We start from the raw sequence: 14,331 nt of genomic DNA, 5'->3' as shown, positions 1-14,331 counted from the left end.
CTATAGAGGTCGTTTCCAAAAGTGCGAAAAAATACCTATGCCATGCGCTATATTGCCGGACAGCCTGCGGAGAGAATTTTGCCTCCGGGTTCGTTTGCGAGTCTTGGCCAGGCATTGCCCGCTGGCGCACCCTTAAGCAGCGATGACAAAATTCGCGTGCTGGTGTGGAACATCTTCAAGCAGCAGCGCGCAGAATGGTTATCCGTCCTGAAGAATTTTGGTAAGGATGCGCATCTGGTGCTGTTGCAGGAGGCGCAAACCACGCCTGAACTGGTCCGGTTCGCAACCACTAACTATCTGGCCGCCGACCAGGTTCCCGCTTTCGTTTTACCCCAACACCCATCTGGCGTCATGACGCTCTCCGCCGCGCACCCGGTTTATTGCTGCCCGCTGCGTGAACGCGAACCCATTTTGCGACTGGCAAAATCGGCACTGGTGACCGTCTATCCGTTGCCGGATACTCGCCTGCTGATGGTGGTGAACATTCACGCCGTGAATTTCAGTCTGGGTGTAGATGTCTATAGTAAGCAGTTACTTCCCATTGGCGATCAGATCGCGCATCACAGTGGGCCGATTATTATGGCGGGGGATTTCAATGCCTGGAGTCGTCCGCGTATGAATGCCCTGTATCGCTTTGCGCGTGAGATGTCCCTGCGCGAAGTGCGCTTTACCGACGACCAGCGGCGTAAAGCCTTTGGTCGCCCGCTCGATTTTGTCTTCTACCGTGGTCTGAACGTGCACGAAGCCTCTGTGCTGGTCACGCGCGCCTCCGATCACAACCCACTACTAGTCGAATTCAGTCCCGGCAAACCTGATAAGTAATGGTGCGTCAGGTCTGCCGTCGGGCAGGCCTGCGCAGGTACTGCCCTTTATTTTTCTCACAACCAAAGGACAGTACGATGACAACACAATCCCATCATGACAACGTAGAAAAACAGTTCGGCTCTCAGGCAAACGCCTATCTGACCAGCGCGGTACACGCTTCTGGCCGCGATCTGGTGCGTCTTGGCGAGCGACTGGCCGCTTTCCCGCACGCGCAGGTTCTCGATTTAGGCTGTGGAGCAGGGCATGCCAGCTTTGTCGCCGCGCAGCATGTCGCGCAGGTCACGGCCTACGATCTGTCTGGTCAGATGCTGGATGTTGTCACCCAGGCTGCGAGAGACAAAGGGCTGAATAATATTTCGACCCGACAGGGCTACGCCGAATCACTGCCGTTTGACGATGAATCCTTTGAGATTGTGATCAGCCGCTACTCGGCGCATCACTGGCACGACGTGGGCCAGGCATTACGCGAAATCAAGCGTGTGCTGAAGCCGGGCGGGATTTTTATCATTATGGATATCATGTCGCCGGGAAACCCGGTGCGCGATATCTGGCTGCAAACGGTCGAAGCCCTGCGCGATACGTCACACGTTCGCAATTATTCCAGTGGTGAATGGTTCGCGATGATCACCGAGGCCGGCTTAATCTCTCGCTCGCTGGTAACCGACCGCCTGCCACTCGAATTCTCCTCGTGGATTGCACGGATGCGTACACCGGAGGCGTTAAGCCAGGCGATTCGTTTGTATCAGGAGAGTGCCTCGGCAGAAGTGAAGGCGTACTTTGAATTGCAGGAAGAGGGGTCTTTTACCAGCGATACGATTCTGGCCGAAGCGCAAAAAGCGGGATAAGCACAAACAAAAAAGGCACCGGGGGAATCGGTGCCTTTTTTTATCGGACTGGCTGTCAGGAATCTGGCGTGATGCTGTTTTTCACAAACAGTGTCAGCTGATCGCCTGGCTGCAGATTGGCCGTATCGTCGTTCCAGCGCATCACATCTTTGATGTTCACGCCGTGCGTTTTCGCGATACTGGACAGCGAATCACCTTTGCGTACGCGATAGGTAATGCTATCGCTGTTGCGGGCGAGACGCTGCGCGCTGCTACCTGCGCCAACCGTCAGGTTCTGGCCCACTTTCAGGTTTGAACCGCGCAGATTATTCCACTGCTGCAGATCTTTCGTGCTCACGCCGAGACGTGATGCAATGCCTGAAATGGTGTCGCCTGAGCGAACCTTATAGCTGCGGCTGCTGACGGATGAAGCGTCTGCGATCAGCGTTGACTGAACGGCAGCGATTTCACCGGATGCCAGCGACTCACGTAGCTGCGCAGCATGCTTCTGCGGCACCAGTACGTACTGAGGCCCATTGGCACCCAGCGTTGAGCCTTTCACGCCTGCATTGAAGGTCTTCAGCTTCTGCACCGACATACCCGTCATATCAGCAACCTGTTTCATATCAACCGGGCTGCTGAGGCTCACTCTGGCCAGCGCGCGACTTTCGTCAGACGTTGGCAGCTTGACGCCATAACGTTTGCTGTTCTTGAGAATATCGCTCAAAGCCAGCATCTTCGGTACGTAAAGCTTGGTTTCCTGTGGCAATGAGAGGGACCAAAAATCGGTGGGTTTACCACGCGCCTTGTTCGCTTTCATTGCCTTCAGTACACGACCTTCGCCGCTGTTATACGCTGCGACCGTTAATAACCAGTCACCGTCAAACATCTTATTCAGACGTTGCATCATGTCGAGAGCCGCAGTCGTTGAAGCGACCACATCCCGACGCGCATCGTAGCCGCGAGTCTGTTTCAATCCATAATTGCGCCCTGTGCTCGGTATGATCTGCCAAATGCCTGCGGCATTGGCGCCAGACGTCGCGTGCGGGTCAAAAGCGCTCTCCACTATGGGTAGTAGTACCAGTTCCATAGGCATGTTACGTTTCTTAACTTGCCCTGCTATCCAGTACATATACGGCTCTGCCCGTAAAGTTACATCGTGGAGATAGCTCTTATTACTTAAATACTTCTGTTTCTGATCGCGAATCCGGTTGTTTTCCGGAATTCCCATCTTCAGCTCGTCGCTAATGGAGGCCCACAAGTCCTGTTCCTGCGCGAATGATGTCCCATCGTCCATCCAGCGCGCCTGACTTGTAAACTTCCCTGCTTCCCCTTGACCAGCTGCAGAAAGGCTCTGTGCGTGCTGCTGAACGTTACCAGTATTCTGGCACCCCGCGAGCAGGACAGAGGCGAGTAATATCGCTTTTGCCTTCATGTGTGTGTCAATAGTTGCTTAAAAGACGAGCGATGATAACGGCGAATTTTTTAAAAGGCAACCCGCAATTGTCAGAAGTTATCTTTCTTTGACCGTAACCATGCAAAACGTTCTTCAGGTTGTTGCAAATTTGTTTCTTTGTTGATTTTATTAATTAAATCAACGTCATCGGTTCTCAAAAATAAATTTATTTTGCGCTCATTTTTCAGAATTACGGGCAGTGTATTTTGTTTTTTTACCCGTAACTCATTCACTTTGTGGTAATAATCCTGAATCGCAGGATCCTGTGGCAGGATGCTCAAAGCAAACTTCATATTTGCTAATGTATACTCATGCGCGCAACAAATAAGCGTCTCGTCAGGAAGGGCATTAATTTTCTGGAAGGATTGATACATCTGGGTTGGTGTGCCTTCGAACAGTCTTCCGCAGCCGCCGGAGAACATTGTGTCTCCGCAGAAAAGATAAGGGAAACTGAAGAAAGAAATGTGTCCGGAAGTGTGACCTGGTGTGGCAAATACAGAAAAATCGCATCCCAGTATGAGGATTTTTTCGCCATCTTCGACTACCCGCGTGGTTCCTTTATCTTGTGTCTCCTCGGGGCCATATACCACTAAATGAGGAAATTTAGCCCGCAGAGCCGGAACGCCGCCAACGTGATCGTTATGATGGTGAGTTAGCAAAATGGCCTCAGGTTGCCAGCCGTTTTCCTCAATCGCCGTTAAAACTGGCGCAGCTTCACCTGGGTCGACAATAATGCAGCGCCGATCGTCGTCCACTAAAACCCAGATGTAGTTGTCCTGAAACGCGGGAATGCTGATAAGATTCATAAATTACCTCTCATAACGTAACGGGTGTGTTGATGAAGCCGGCAAGGATACCTCAGATTGTCTCAGCACCAGAACACTGGTCCCAGTTGCGATGGGGTGAATACTATCGCGAGGCGCTCGAGCGCCAGCTCAATCCCTGGTTTGCCAAAATGTATGGTTTTCATCTGCTTAAGATTGGCAACCTCAGCGCGGAAATCAACTCGGAAAGCTGCGCCATCTCTCACCAGGTGAATGTGTCACTCAACGGCCATCCCCTTCAGGTTAAAGCCGATCCGCTCCATTTGCCATTCGCTGAGAAATCTGTCGATGCCTGTCTGATGGCCCACACCTTGCCCTGGTGTACCGATCCGCACCGTTTGCTGCGTGAAGCGGATCGCGTGTTGATCGATGACGGCTGGCTTGTGCTCAGCGGTTTCAACCCGATAAGCCTGATGGGGCTGCGCAAGCTGGTGCCGGTTTTACGTCGCACGCCACCTTATAATAGCCGCATGTTTACCTTCACCCGTCAACTCGACTGGCTGTCATTGCTGAATTTCGAAGTGATGTATTACAGCGGCTTCCAGGTTTTACCCTGGGCGGGGAAGGGCGGGAAAATGCTGACAACCCATCTGCCAGCACTCGGATGCATGCAGCTCATCGTGGCGCGTAAGCGAACGGTTCCTCTTACGCTCAACCCGATGAAGCAGAGCAAATCAAAAGCACACATCCGTCAGACCGTGGGTGCGACGCGACAGTACCGTAAGCCCTGATCAGGATTCCGGCTGATAACCCACGTCGTCGTGGATCGGGTTCATCGCCGCTTCGCGTGCCAGAACGTCACAACGTTCGTTTTCCGGATGTCCCGCGTGGCCTTTCACCCACTCCCACTTAATAGTGTGATGGCTCAGCGCCGCGTCCAGACGTTTCCAGAGATCGACATTCTTGACCGGTTTCTTATCGGCCGTTTTCCAGCCACGCTTTTTCCAGTTGTGGATCCACTGGGTGATGCCCTGACGCACATACTGGCTGTCGGTGCTGATCACGATATCGCAATCTTCTTTTAATGCTTCCAGCGCAACGATGGCAGCCATCAGCTCCATACGGTTGTTGGTGGTCAGACGAAAGCCTTCATTAAAAGTCTTCTCATGCTCACGGTAACGCAAAATGGCGCCATAGCCGCCCGGCCCTGGATTCCCGAGGCAAGATCCATCGGTGAAAATTTCTACCTGCTTAGTCATCTCTGGTAGACTTCCTGTATTTGAAAATGATCAGTAAAACGACGAGTCTGACATAAATGACCGATATGAGCACTGCAATTACACGACAGATCGTCCTCGATACCGAAACCACCGGTATGAACCAGATTGGCGCGCACTACGAAGGACACAAGATCATTGAGATCGGTGCCGTTGAAGTGATCAACCGCCGTCTCACCGGCAATAACTTCCACGTTTACCTGAAGCCCGATCGGCTGGTGGACCCGGAAGCGTTCGGCGTTCACGGAATTGCCGATGAGTTTTTGCTGGATAAACCGACCTTCGCCGAGGTTGCTGATGAGTTCATGGACTACATTCGTGGGGCAGAGCTCGTCATCCATAACGCGTCGTTCGATATCGGCTTTATGGACTATGAGTTCAGCAAGCTCAACCGCGATATCCCGAAAACCAACACCTTCTGTAAAGTCACCGATAGCCTGGCGCTGGCGAGGAAAATGTTCCCCGGCAAGCGTAACAGCCTCGATGCCTTATGCTCGCGTTACGAAATAGATAACACCAAGCGTACGCTGCACGGCGCACTGCTCGATGCCCAGATTCTGGCTGATGTGTATCTGACCATGACGGGCGGTCAGACGTCGATGGCCTTTAGCAACGAAAACGATACCCGCCAGGCGGGTGATACGAGTATTCAGCGTGTGGTGCGTCAAGCGAGCCGCCTGCGGGTCATTTTAGCCAGCGATGAAGAGGTTGCCGCGCACGAATCGCGTCTGGATATCGTGCAGAAGAAAGGCGGCAGCTGCCTCTGGCGCGCGTAATGTGCCCTGTAATGCTGCAAAAATCACCGTGTGGGCGAATTTTGCAGCAACTGATTCAAAAGTTGAGAAAAAGCGTTGACGGGATCGGAACCAAACCGTAATATTTGCCTCGTTCCCAAGGGAACAATGCGGAGCGGTAGTTCAGTCGGTTAGAATACCTGCCTGTCACGCAGGGGGTCGCGGGTTCGAGTCCCGTCCGTTCCGCCACATTAGAAAGCCTGAATCAGAAATGATTCAGGCTTTCGTCATTTCAGCCTCCTGCAATTCTTATCACGCCCTCATTCTTAGTTAACAAAAAGTTAATATCCACAGTGCAATTAATTAACAATTGTTCAGTTTTGGTGCGTTTGTTGCACTTAAATTGTGCAAATTTAGTCTCTCCCTCCCCTTAAAGCATTTCCGCTTGTAACAATCTTGTAAAAATAATCTCTCAAGAATCATTAGCTTACTTATCGTTTTCCAGAAAGTTCCTGAACCAATGATTTATTGGTTCAGGAATTGCTTAACTCTATGCGCAATAAGACGTTATCTATATCAATAACTTATTGTTAATAAAAATAAAGCAATGATGAGAGCAGGCGAACCAATATGGAAAAACCGTCACGGTTTCTGGCTAATTCCAGCACCGCGCTTGAGCAGCTGCGCGGTCTAATCAATCAGCACGAGTCAACACCAGGCATTCCGCTGCCCACGGAACGTGAGCTGTCGGAAACACTCGGCGTAGGGCGACGCGAAGTCCGCCGTGCGCTGGACGTGCTGGAAGAAGAGGGACGCATCTGGCGTAAGCAGGGGAAAGGCACTTTTATTGGCCCCGCTGCGCCGGTTGAACCTCTGGCGCTTCAGGGGCTGGTGCAACAGACCAACCTGCTGGAAGTGATGGAAGCCCGCCTGCAGCTCGAACCCGGCTTAGCCCGTCTTGCGGCACTGCGTGCCACCAGGGAAAACCTCGCGCTGATGCAGCGCATGCTGGAACGCATCGATAAGGTCAGCCCGGATGACCGCGATCTGAACGAACTGTGGGACAGCGCCTTTCACCGCGCCATTGCCGAAGCCGCAGGCAACCGCCTGATGCTGGGCTTGTTCGACGCCATTGATGCCGTCCGGCGCGAGCCCGGCTGGCAGCATCTGCGTGAGCTGGCGCGAACGCCGGAGCGCGTCGACAGCTACAACGACCACCACCACAAAATCATGACCGCGATTATCCATCGCCAGCCCAATGAAGCAGCCGCCGCCATGCGCGAACATCTGCTCACCCTGCAAACTGCCCTGATTCAGGCCATCAACCTTGAGGATGATTCCCTGTTATGACGACGATCCCTTTTAAGGAGGCAGCGCCGGTCCTTCGCCTGCACAATCTGAATGTGAAATTCGCCGGGTCGCCGGTGAGCGTGCTCGACGGCATATCCCTGACCGTCAAATCCGGTGAAACGCTGGCGCTGGTGGGCGAGTCTGGCTGCGGAAAAAGTATCACCTCGCTGGCGCTGATGGGGCTGCTGCCCTCCAGCGCGCAAATCGTCAGCGGTGAAATGCAGTTCCGCCGTCACGACCTGCGCAAGCTCTCTCCGCGGGAATACGCCGATGTGCGCGGTAGCGAACTGGCGATGATTTTTCAGGAGCCGATGACGTCGCTTAATCCGGCGTTCACGCTGGGCGATCAGCTTAGCGAAGCGGTGATTCGCCACCAGAAAATGTCGAAAGCCGAGGCCATGAAGGTGGCGCTGCAGATCCTGGAAAAAGTGCAAATCCCGGCCCCGGAGATGCGTCTCAAATCTTACCCGCATCAGCTCTCCGGCGGGATGCGCCAGCGCGTGATGATTGCGATGGCGCTGATCAACCGCCCGCGTCTGCTGATTGCCGACGAACCGACCACGGCGCTGGACGTCACCATTCAGGCGCAAATCCTGACGTTGCTGAATACCTTAAAAGCCGAAACCGGCACCGCCGTGCTGATGATCACCCACGATCTGGGCGTGGTGGCGGAAGTCGCCCAGCAGGTGGCGGTGATGTATGCCGGTCAGGTGGTGGAGCAGGGCAGCGTCGAGAGTATCTTTGCCGATCCGCAGCACCCTTACACCATCGGCCTGATGGGATCTATCCCGTCCCTTGGCGCGCGTAAAGGCCAGCTGTCGACGATCCCCGGCAGCGTCCCGCTGCCTGAATCCATGCCGCAGGGTTGCCGTTTTGCCACCCGCTGTCCGTTCGCCCAGACGCGCTGCCACGATGAAAAGCCGCAGCTTCACACCATGAGTGCGGGCCATCAGGTGGCCTGTTTCCGCGTACCGCTTGAGCAACACATTGCGCTGGGAGAAATAGCATGACCACCCCGATCCTTGAAGCTCGCGACCTGAGCAAACTCTTCCCCGGCCCGAAAAAGCTCTTTGCTCCGGCCCGTTTTGTCACGGCCGTCGACCGGGTGTCACTGGCCGTGATGCCCGGAGAAACCCTGGCGATCGTCGGCGAGTCTGGTTCCGGGAAATCCACCCTCGGGCGGTTGCTGCTCCGCCTACTGGCGGCCAGTGAAGGGCGCGTATTTTATCAGGGCGAAGAGATTACCCATGCGTCCGGTTCGCGCCTGAACCAGCTCCGTCGTGAGCTGCAGATTATCTTCCAGGACCCCTTTGCCTCGCTCAACCCGCGCATGACCGTGGAGCAGATCGTCGGCGAACCCCTGTGGCTACACCAGAATATGAAAAAAGCCGACCGCCAGTATCGCGTGGCGGAGCTGCTGAAAACCGTCGGTCTGCCAGCCGCCTGGGCCGGGCGTTATCCGCACGAATTTTCCGGCGGGCAGCGTCAGCGTATCGGCATCGCGCGCGCCCTGGCCTCCGGGCCAAAGCTTTTGCTGGGCGATGAACCGGTTTCGGCGCTGGACGTCTCCGTTCAGGCGCAGGTGGTGAACCTGCTGGAAAGCCTGAAGCACCAGCTGGGGCTGACGATGGTCATCGTCGCCCACGGTCTGGCGGTGATCCGCCACATGAGCGACCGCGTGGCGGTGATGTATCTCGGCCAGATTGTCGAGCTGGCGACCGTCGATGAAATCTTTGACGCGCCGCTGCACCCGTACACCCAGGCGCTGATTGTCTCTGCGCCGCAAATGCAGCCGGGCATGCAGCGTGAAACCCCACTGCTGCAGGGCGACTTACCGAATCCGGCGAATCCGCCCTCCGGATGTCGGTTCCACACCCGCTGTCCGTACGTCACAGATGAATGCCGCCAGGTCGAGCCCATCGCTCAGGTTCTGGACGGCGGACGTCAGGTCGCTTGCCACCGCTGGCAGGAGATCAACCGCGATCGCAGTGTTATCCAGATTGCACCGCCATCCGCCGCCTTTTTGCGCCGCCGCGCGCTGTTTGAACATGCGGCATCACTCTCGTCTCTTCCAGCAAGGAACTCATGATAATGACAATGCGTAATTCTCTTTTGACCGTACTGGGAAGTGTTATGTTGTTGGGCGCGGCGATCCCCGCGCACTCGGAAAGTGTTCTGCGAATCGGCCTCGGTGCGGATCCGGACATGCTCGATCCCCATCTGGCGCGTACCTATTACGGGCGTTTCGTCTTTGCCTCCCTGTGCGACAGGCTGGTGGACGTGGATGAAAACCTGAAAGTCGTGCCGGGCCTGGCAAAAGACTGGTCCTGGAGCGACGACAACAAAACTCTGACCATGAATCTGCGTGAAGGGGTGACTTTTCACGACGGCGAAAAATTCGATGCCGAAGCGGCAAAATACAACCTCGAACGCGCCCTGACGCTGAAAGGCTCCCTGCGTAAAAGTGAAATCTCCTCCGTCGAATCGGTGGAAGTGAAAAGCCCGACGCAAATCGCCATCCACCTGAAAACCCCGGATGCGGCGCTGCTGATGCAGCTCACCGACCGCGCGGGCGCGATGATGGCCCCGGAAGCGGCTAAAAAGCCGGATTTCGCCGCCCATCCGGTCTGCTCCGGTCCGTACAAATTTGACAGCCGCGTCTCTCAGGACCGCATCGTTCTGAGTCGTTTCGACAACTACTGGAACAAAGACGCCTACCATTTCGACAAAATCATCTATCTGCCGATCCCGGACGCCTCCGTGCGCCTGGCTAACCTGCGCGCGGGCGATCTGGATCTGACGGAAGGCATCGCCGCCAGCGACGTGAAAACCGTCGAAGCGGACAGCAAGCTGGCGCTGGCGAAAGTCACCGGCCTTGGCTATCAGGGCATCACCTTCAACATCAATAACGGCAAAGTTCCGGCTAACGATCCGTTTAAAGACGCACGCGTGCGCGAAGCCTTCTCCCTGGCGATCGACCGCGAGGCGCTGAACCAGGTGGTGTTCGAAGGTCTGTACACCCCGGCAAACCAGGCGTTCTCCCCGGTCAGCCCGTATCACGTTAACGTCCCGGTTCCGGCGCGTGACGTAGAAAAAGCCAAAGCGTTATTGAAAGAAGCGGGCATCAACGGGCCGCTGAACGTCAATCTGCTGGTGCCGAACAACCCAACCTCACAGCAGGTGGGCCAGGTGCTGCAGGCGATGACGGCGGAAGCGGGTATTAACCTCAATCTGCAGATGACCGAATTCGCCACGCTGCTCGACCGTCAGCAGAGCGGCGACTATCAGCTGAGCTTCTCCGGCTGGTCCGGTCGTCCGGATCCGGATGGCAGCATCTTTGGTTTCATCAACAGCAAAGGCAATCTCAACGACGGTCGCTACAGCAATGCGCAGGTCGACGAATGGCTGACCCAGGCGCGTCTGAGCACCGATCCCGCCGCCCGTCAGCCGCTGTACGACAAGGTCGTGAAGCAGCTGCAAACCGATATGCCGATTGCTTATCTCTACTTTGAGCCGCGCATTTTTGGTCTGAACAAGAGCGTGCAAGGCTTCAAACCGTATCCGGACGGCATCGTGCGTCTGGCGGGCTTGTCGCTTGCTAAGTAACTGAGGGCGTGAGGAGAAACCATGCTGGAACTGATTTGCAAACGCCTGCTGCTGGCGATCCCGACCTTACTGCTGGTGAGCATGATGGTCTTCGGGCTGCAAAAACTGCTGCCCGGCGACCCGCTGATTGCGATGGCGGGGGAAGAGCGCGATCCGGCGGTGATTGCTCAGCTGCGCGCAGAACTGAATCTCGATGCGCCCCTGCCGGTGCAATATTTTGACTGGCTGACGCGCGCGCTGCAGGGCGATCTCGGTGTCTCTTTACGCACTCATGAGCCCGTTACGTCGCTGATTGCCAGCAAACTGCCGGTGACGATGGAGCTGTCGCTGCTGGCGATGATCATCGCGCTGGTCTTCGGCATCAGCATGGGGATCCTCGCGGCGGTGAATAAAAACAGCTGGGTGGATCACAGCGCTAACTTTGTGGCGATCTCCGGGATCTCGATACCGCACTTCTGGCTGGGGATCCTGCTGATTCTGGTCTTCTCGGTGAACTTACAGTGGCTGCCCGCTTCGGGCTACGTGCCGTTCAGCGAAGATCCGCTGCAAAACCTGCGCACGCTGCTGCTGCCCGCGTCGGTGCTCGGCACCGGGCTGGCGGCGACGCTGATGCGCCACACGCGCGCCTCGATGATCGCCGTGCTGAAAGCCGATTACATCCGCACCGCGCGGGCAAAAGGGCTGCTGCCGAAAGCGGTGATCCTTAAGCACGCGTTTCGCAACGCGCTGGTGCCGGTGATCACACTCACGACGTTGCTGTTTGGCGAACTGCTGGGCGGTGCGGTGCTGACCGAGCAAGTCTTCACCATTCCGGGCTTTGGCAAAATGATCGTCGATTCCGTGTTTAACCGTGACTACGCGGTGGTGCAGGGCGTGGTGCTGATCGTCGCGATTGGCTTCCTGATGCTGAACCTGCTGGCGGACGTGCTCTACGTCCTCATCAACCCGAAAATGCGAGGCTAATCATGGCAGAACTGACGACCCAAACCGTGGTACCGGCGCTGCCGCGCGCGCAAAACCGGGTGCTGAAGAAATTTCTCGCCAACAAAAGCGCGGTCATCGGCGCGGTGATTGTCGGCATCTTTGTATTAATCGCCCTGATCGCTCCCTGGCTGGCACCCTTTGACCCGGTGAAAGCCAACTTCCTGGCGGTGCGTAAGCCGCCGTCAGAACTCTACTGGTTTGGCACCGATGAACTGGGGCGCGACATTCTCTCGCGCATCGTCTGGGGAGCACGAACCTCCCTGATGGCCGGGTGCATGTCCGTGGTGATCGCCGTGGTGATCGGCGTCCCGCTCGGGCTGGTGGCCGGTTACTTTCAGGGGATTTGGGACGGAGTGATCTCGCGCTTTATCGAGGCGCTGCTGGCCTGCCCGTTCCTGATCATGGCGATCGCGCTGGGGGCGTTTTTAGGCCCAAGTCTCACCAACGCGATGATCGCCATCGGGCTGTCGGCGATGCCGATCTTCGCACGTCTGACGCGCGGCCAGGTGATCGCCATTCGCAACGAAGAGTACATCGACGGGGCGAAGGCGATTGGCCTGCCGGATCGCTGGATCATCGTGAAGTACGTTCTGCCTAACGTGATGTCACCGATTCTGGTACAAGCCACGCTGGCGATTGCCTCCGCCATTATCGCCGAGGCCAGCCTGTCGTTTCTCGGTCTTGGCCAGCAGCCGCCGAACCCTTCCTGGGGCTCGATGCTCAATACGGCAAAAGGTTTTCTGGAACAGGCGCCATGGATGTCTGTTTTCCCCGGTATCGCCATTTTCCTCGCGGTACAGGGCTTTAATTTACTCGGTGACGGGCTGCGCGATGCGCTCGATCCGCGCCACGACTAAGGAGTCATGATGACCAAAGCGCTTGATTTTACGACCGGTTACGATTCACGACGCCCGCCAATGATGGGGCACAACGCGGTGGCCACCTCGCAGCCGCTGGCGGCGCAGGCCGGGATGCGGATGTTACAGCTGGGCGGCAACGCCGTTGACGCCGCGATCGCCACGGCGATGGCACTCACAGTAGTGGAGCCGACGGGCTGCGGCATCGGCAGCGACGCCTTTGCGATTATCTGGGACGGGGAAAAGCTGCACGGTCTGAACGCGTCAGGCCGTTCGCCTGCCAGCTGGCATGCGGATCTGTATGCGGGCCAAACCGCCGTGCCCGAGCTGGGCTGGGACGCGGTCACCGTACCGGGAGCCGTCTCTGGCTGGGTGGCGCTGGCCGAGCGTTTTGGCACGCTGCCCCTGACGACCCTTGCGCAGCCGGCCATTGAATACGCGCGCAACGGTTTCCCGGTATCGCCGCTGATCGGTCATCTGTGGCAGCGCGGGTTTACCAAACTGAAAGATCAGCCGGGCTTCAGCGCCTGCTTTGCGCCAGAAGGGCGCGCGCCGCGCATCGGGGAGATCTTCCGTAACCCGGCGCAGGCAAATTCTCTGGAGCTGATTGCCAAAACCAACGGCGAAGCCTTCTATCGCGGCGAACTGGCGCAGAAAATTGCCGCCTTTGCCAAAGAGCATGGCGCGCATCTGACGGCAGAAGATCTGGCTAACCATCGCGTAGACTGGGTGGAATTGCTATCGCGTGATTTCGCCGGCGGTTCGGTGCAGGAGCTGCCGCCAAACGGGCAGGGGATCGCCACGCTGATCGCGCTCGGTATTCTCGAGCAGTGCGGGATCGAAAAACATCATCCGGATTCTGTGCAGTCCCTGCATCTGTCGATCGAAGCGATGAAACTGGCGCTGGCGGATCTCGACCGCTACGTCGCCGACGAAGAGCATATGGAGTTTGCGGCGAAAGAGCTGCTGAGCGATCGCTATCTGAAGTCGCGCGCGGCGCTGATCGACCAGGATAAGGCGTCTGATTTCACCTACGGCGCGCCAACGCAGAGCGGGACGGTGTATCTCTCTGCTGCCGATTCCAGCGGAATGATGATCTCCTTTATTCAGTCCAACTTTATGGGCTTTGGTTCAGGCGTGGTGGTCCCGGATACGGGGATCAGCCTGCAAAACCGTGGCTGCGGCTTCGTGCTGGATCCAAAACACCCGAATGCGCTGGCGGGCAGCAAGCGTCCGTTCCACACGATCATTCCAGGCTTTGCGATGGACGGGCAGGGCAAACCGCTGATGTCGTTTGGCGTGATGGGCGGGCCAATGCAGGCGCAGGGGCATATGCAGATGGCGCTGCGCATTATGCTGCATGGGCAAAACCCGCAGGCGGCGATCGACGCCCCGCGCTGGCGCGTGGTGCAGGGTCGGGAGGTGATCGTCGAATCGACCTTTGATCGCAACACCATTGCGGCGCTGCGTGAACGCGGGCATCAGATCGTGGTGGAAGATCCGCTGCAGGATTACAACTTTGGTGGTGCGCAGGTGATCTATCGCATGCCGGAAGGGCATTACGTCGCCGCGACCGAAAGCCGCAAAGACGGGCAGGCGTTAGTGAGTTAAACCGTGCGGTCTGGAGCCCGGTGGCGCTGCGCTTACCGGGCCT

The 14,331-nt window shown here is 56.7% G+C and carries 13 protein-coding genes, 1 tRNA gene and 1 pseudogene; 12 read left to right on the top strand and 3 right to left on the bottom strand.

Features of this window, described 5'->3' with window-relative positions; genetic code table 11:
- The first annotated feature begins 21 nt into the window (after positions 1–21).
- Complete coding sequence (locus tag AC3WS9_RS17575) at positions 22–822, top strand: endonuclease/exonuclease/phosphatase family protein (protein ID WP_282492767.1); 801 nt, start codon at positions 22–24, stop codon at positions 820–822.
- A 77-nt stretch (positions 823–899) separates the two neighbouring features.
- Complete coding sequence (locus AC3WS9_RS17570) at positions 900–1,670, top strand: class I SAM-dependent methyltransferase (RefSeq protein ID WP_492489604.1); 771 nt, start codon at positions 900–902, stop codon at positions 1,668–1,670.
- A gap of 55 nt (positions 1,671–1,725) precedes the next feature.
- On the opposite strand, the gene mltD is transcribed toward AC3WS9_RS17570, so the two are convergent.
- Positions 1,726–3,084 carry a murein transglycosylase D gene (gene mltD, locus AC3WS9_RS17565; protein ID WP_282492765.1) on the bottom strand — a complete coding sequence of 453 codons (1,359 nt, stop codon included), beginning with the start codon at positions 3,082–3,084 and terminating at the stop codon, positions 1,726–1,728.
- Positions 3,085–3,155: 71 nt separating this feature from the next.
- Positions 3,156–3,911 carry a hydroxyacylglutathione hydrolase gene (gloB, locus tag AC3WS9_RS17560; RefSeq protein ID WP_492489601.1) on the bottom strand — a complete coding sequence of 252 codons (756 nt, stop codon included), beginning with the start codon at positions 3,909–3,911 and terminating at the stop codon, positions 3,156–3,158.
- A gap of 32 nt (positions 3,912–3,943) precedes the next feature.
- Here gloB and AC3WS9_RS17555 point away from each other — a divergent pair, with 32 nt between their 5' ends.
- The gene (locus AC3WS9_RS17555; RefSeq protein WP_282492763.1) at positions 3,944–4,660 is read left to right on the top strand and encodes a class I SAM-dependent methyltransferase; all 717 of its coding nucleotides are present in this window, start codon (positions 3,944–3,946) and stop codon (positions 4,658–4,660) included.
- On the opposite strand, the pseudogene rnhA reads toward AC3WS9_RS17555, so the two are convergent.
- Positions 4,661–5,240 (bottom strand): annotated as a pseudogene (rnhA, locus tag AC3WS9_RS17550) (ribonuclease HI). It lies immediately after the preceding gene.
- On the opposite strand from rnhA, the gene dnaQ reads away from it, so the two are divergent.
- The 9 genes from dnaQ (at position 5,194) to AC3WS9_RS17505 (ending at position 14,288) form a co-directional block, all read left to right on the top strand.
- A complete protein-coding gene (dnaQ, locus tag AC3WS9_RS17545) occupies positions 5,194–5,922 on the top strand; it encodes a DNA polymerase III subunit epsilon (RefSeq protein ID WP_282492762.1) in 729 nt (242 codons plus the stop codon). The pseudogene rnhA and the gene dnaQ overlap by 47 nt on opposite strands.
- Before the next feature lie 130 nt (positions 5,923–6,052).
- Positions 6,053–6,129: transfer RNA gene (locus tag AC3WS9_RS17540), tRNA-Asp, on the top strand.
- 381 nt (positions 6,130–6,510) lie between these two features.
- Complete coding sequence (locus AC3WS9_RS17535; protein WP_282492761.1) at positions 6,511–7,230, top strand: FadR/GntR family transcriptional regulator; 720 nt, start codon at positions 6,511–6,513, stop codon at positions 7,228–7,230.
- Complete coding sequence (locus tag AC3WS9_RS17530) at positions 7,227–8,240, top strand: ABC transporter ATP-binding protein (RefSeq protein WP_492489598.1); 1,014 nt, start codon at positions 7,227–7,229, stop codon at positions 8,238–8,240. The genes AC3WS9_RS17535 and AC3WS9_RS17530 overlap by 4 nt, the downstream gene beginning before the upstream one ends.
- A complete protein-coding gene (locus AC3WS9_RS17525) occupies positions 8,237–9,319 on the top strand; it encodes an ABC transporter ATP-binding protein (protein ID WP_492489596.1) in 1,083 nt (360 codons plus the stop codon). Before AC3WS9_RS17530 ends, AC3WS9_RS17525 begins: the two co-directional genes overlap by 4 nt.
- Before the next feature lie 2 nt (positions 9,320–9,321).
- The gene (locus AC3WS9_RS17520) at positions 9,322–10,836 is read left to right on the top strand and encodes an ABC transporter substrate-binding protein (RefSeq protein ID WP_282492758.1); all 1,515 of its coding nucleotides are present in this window, start codon (positions 9,322–9,324) and stop codon (positions 10,834–10,836) included.
- Between the two features lie 21 nt (positions 10,837–10,857).
- On the top strand, positions 10,858–11,799 hold the full coding sequence (locus AC3WS9_RS17515; RefSeq protein WP_095280881.1) for an ABC transporter permease: 942 nt from the start codon (positions 10,858–10,860) through the stop codon (positions 11,797–11,799).
- Positions 11,800–11,801: 2 nt separating this feature from the next.
- Positions 11,802–12,677 (top strand): ABC transporter permease, encoded by an 876-nt coding sequence (locus AC3WS9_RS17510; RefSeq protein ID WP_100777517.1) that lies wholly within the window; start codon positions 11,802–11,804, stop codon positions 12,675–12,677.
- A gap of 9 nt (positions 12,678–12,686) precedes the next feature.
- Complete coding sequence (locus tag AC3WS9_RS17505; protein WP_285145373.1) at positions 12,687–14,288, top strand: gamma-glutamyltransferase family protein; 1,602 nt, start codon at positions 12,687–12,689, stop codon at positions 14,286–14,288.
- Positions 14,289–14,331 lie beyond the last annotated feature (43 nt).

The sequence above is a fragment of the Lelliottia sp. EB106-05-01-XG201 genome, assembly GCF_058791735.1.
This window is presented reverse-complemented; position numbering and strand designations above follow the sequence as displayed.

Bases quoted from the DNA above. Each gene is read 5' to 3' on its own strand.
- AC3WS9_RS17510 (WP_100777517.1), top strand. From the start codon at position 11,802: ATGGCAGAACTGACGACCCAAACCGTGGTACCGGCGCTGCCGCGCGCG.
- gloB (WP_492489601.1), bottom strand. From the start codon at position 3,911: ATGAATCTTATCAGCATTCCCGCGTTTCAGGACAACTACATCTGGGTT.
- AC3WS9_RS17505 (WP_285145373.1), top strand. From the start codon at position 12,687: ATGACCAAAGCGCTTGATTTTACGACCGGTTACGATTCACGACGCCCG.
- AC3WS9_RS17520 (WP_282492758.1), top strand. From the start codon at position 9,322: ATGACAATGCGTAATTCTCTTTTGACCGTACTGGGAAGTGTTATGTTG.
- AC3WS9_RS17555 (WP_282492763.1), top strand. From the start codon at position 3,944: ATGAAGCCGGCAAGGATACCTCAGATTGTCTCAGCACCAGAACACTGG.
- AC3WS9_RS17570 (WP_492489604.1), top strand. From the start codon at position 900: ATGACAACACAATCCCATCATGACAACGTAGAAAAACAGTTCGGCTCT.
- AC3WS9_RS17530 (WP_492489598.1), top strand. From the start codon at position 7,227: ATGACGACGATCCCTTTTAAGGAGGCAGCGCCGGTCCTTCGCCTGCAC.
- AC3WS9_RS17515 (WP_095280881.1), top strand. From the start codon at position 10,858: ATGCTGGAACTGATTTGCAAACGCCTGCTGCTGGCGATCCCGACCTTA.
- AC3WS9_RS17535 (WP_282492761.1), top strand. From the start codon at position 6,511: ATGGAAAAACCGTCACGGTTTCTGGCTAATTCCAGCACCGCGCTTGAG.
- dnaQ (WP_282492762.1), top strand. From the start codon at position 5,194: ATGAGCACTGCAATTACACGACAGATCGTCCTCGATACCGAAACCACC.
- mltD (WP_282492765.1), bottom strand. From the start codon at position 3,084: ATGAAGGCAAAAGCGATATTACTCGCCTCTGTCCTGCTCGCGGGGTGC.
- AC3WS9_RS17525 (WP_492489596.1), top strand. From the start codon at position 8,237: ATGACCACCCCGATCCTTGAAGCTCGCGACCTGAGCAAACTCTTCCCC.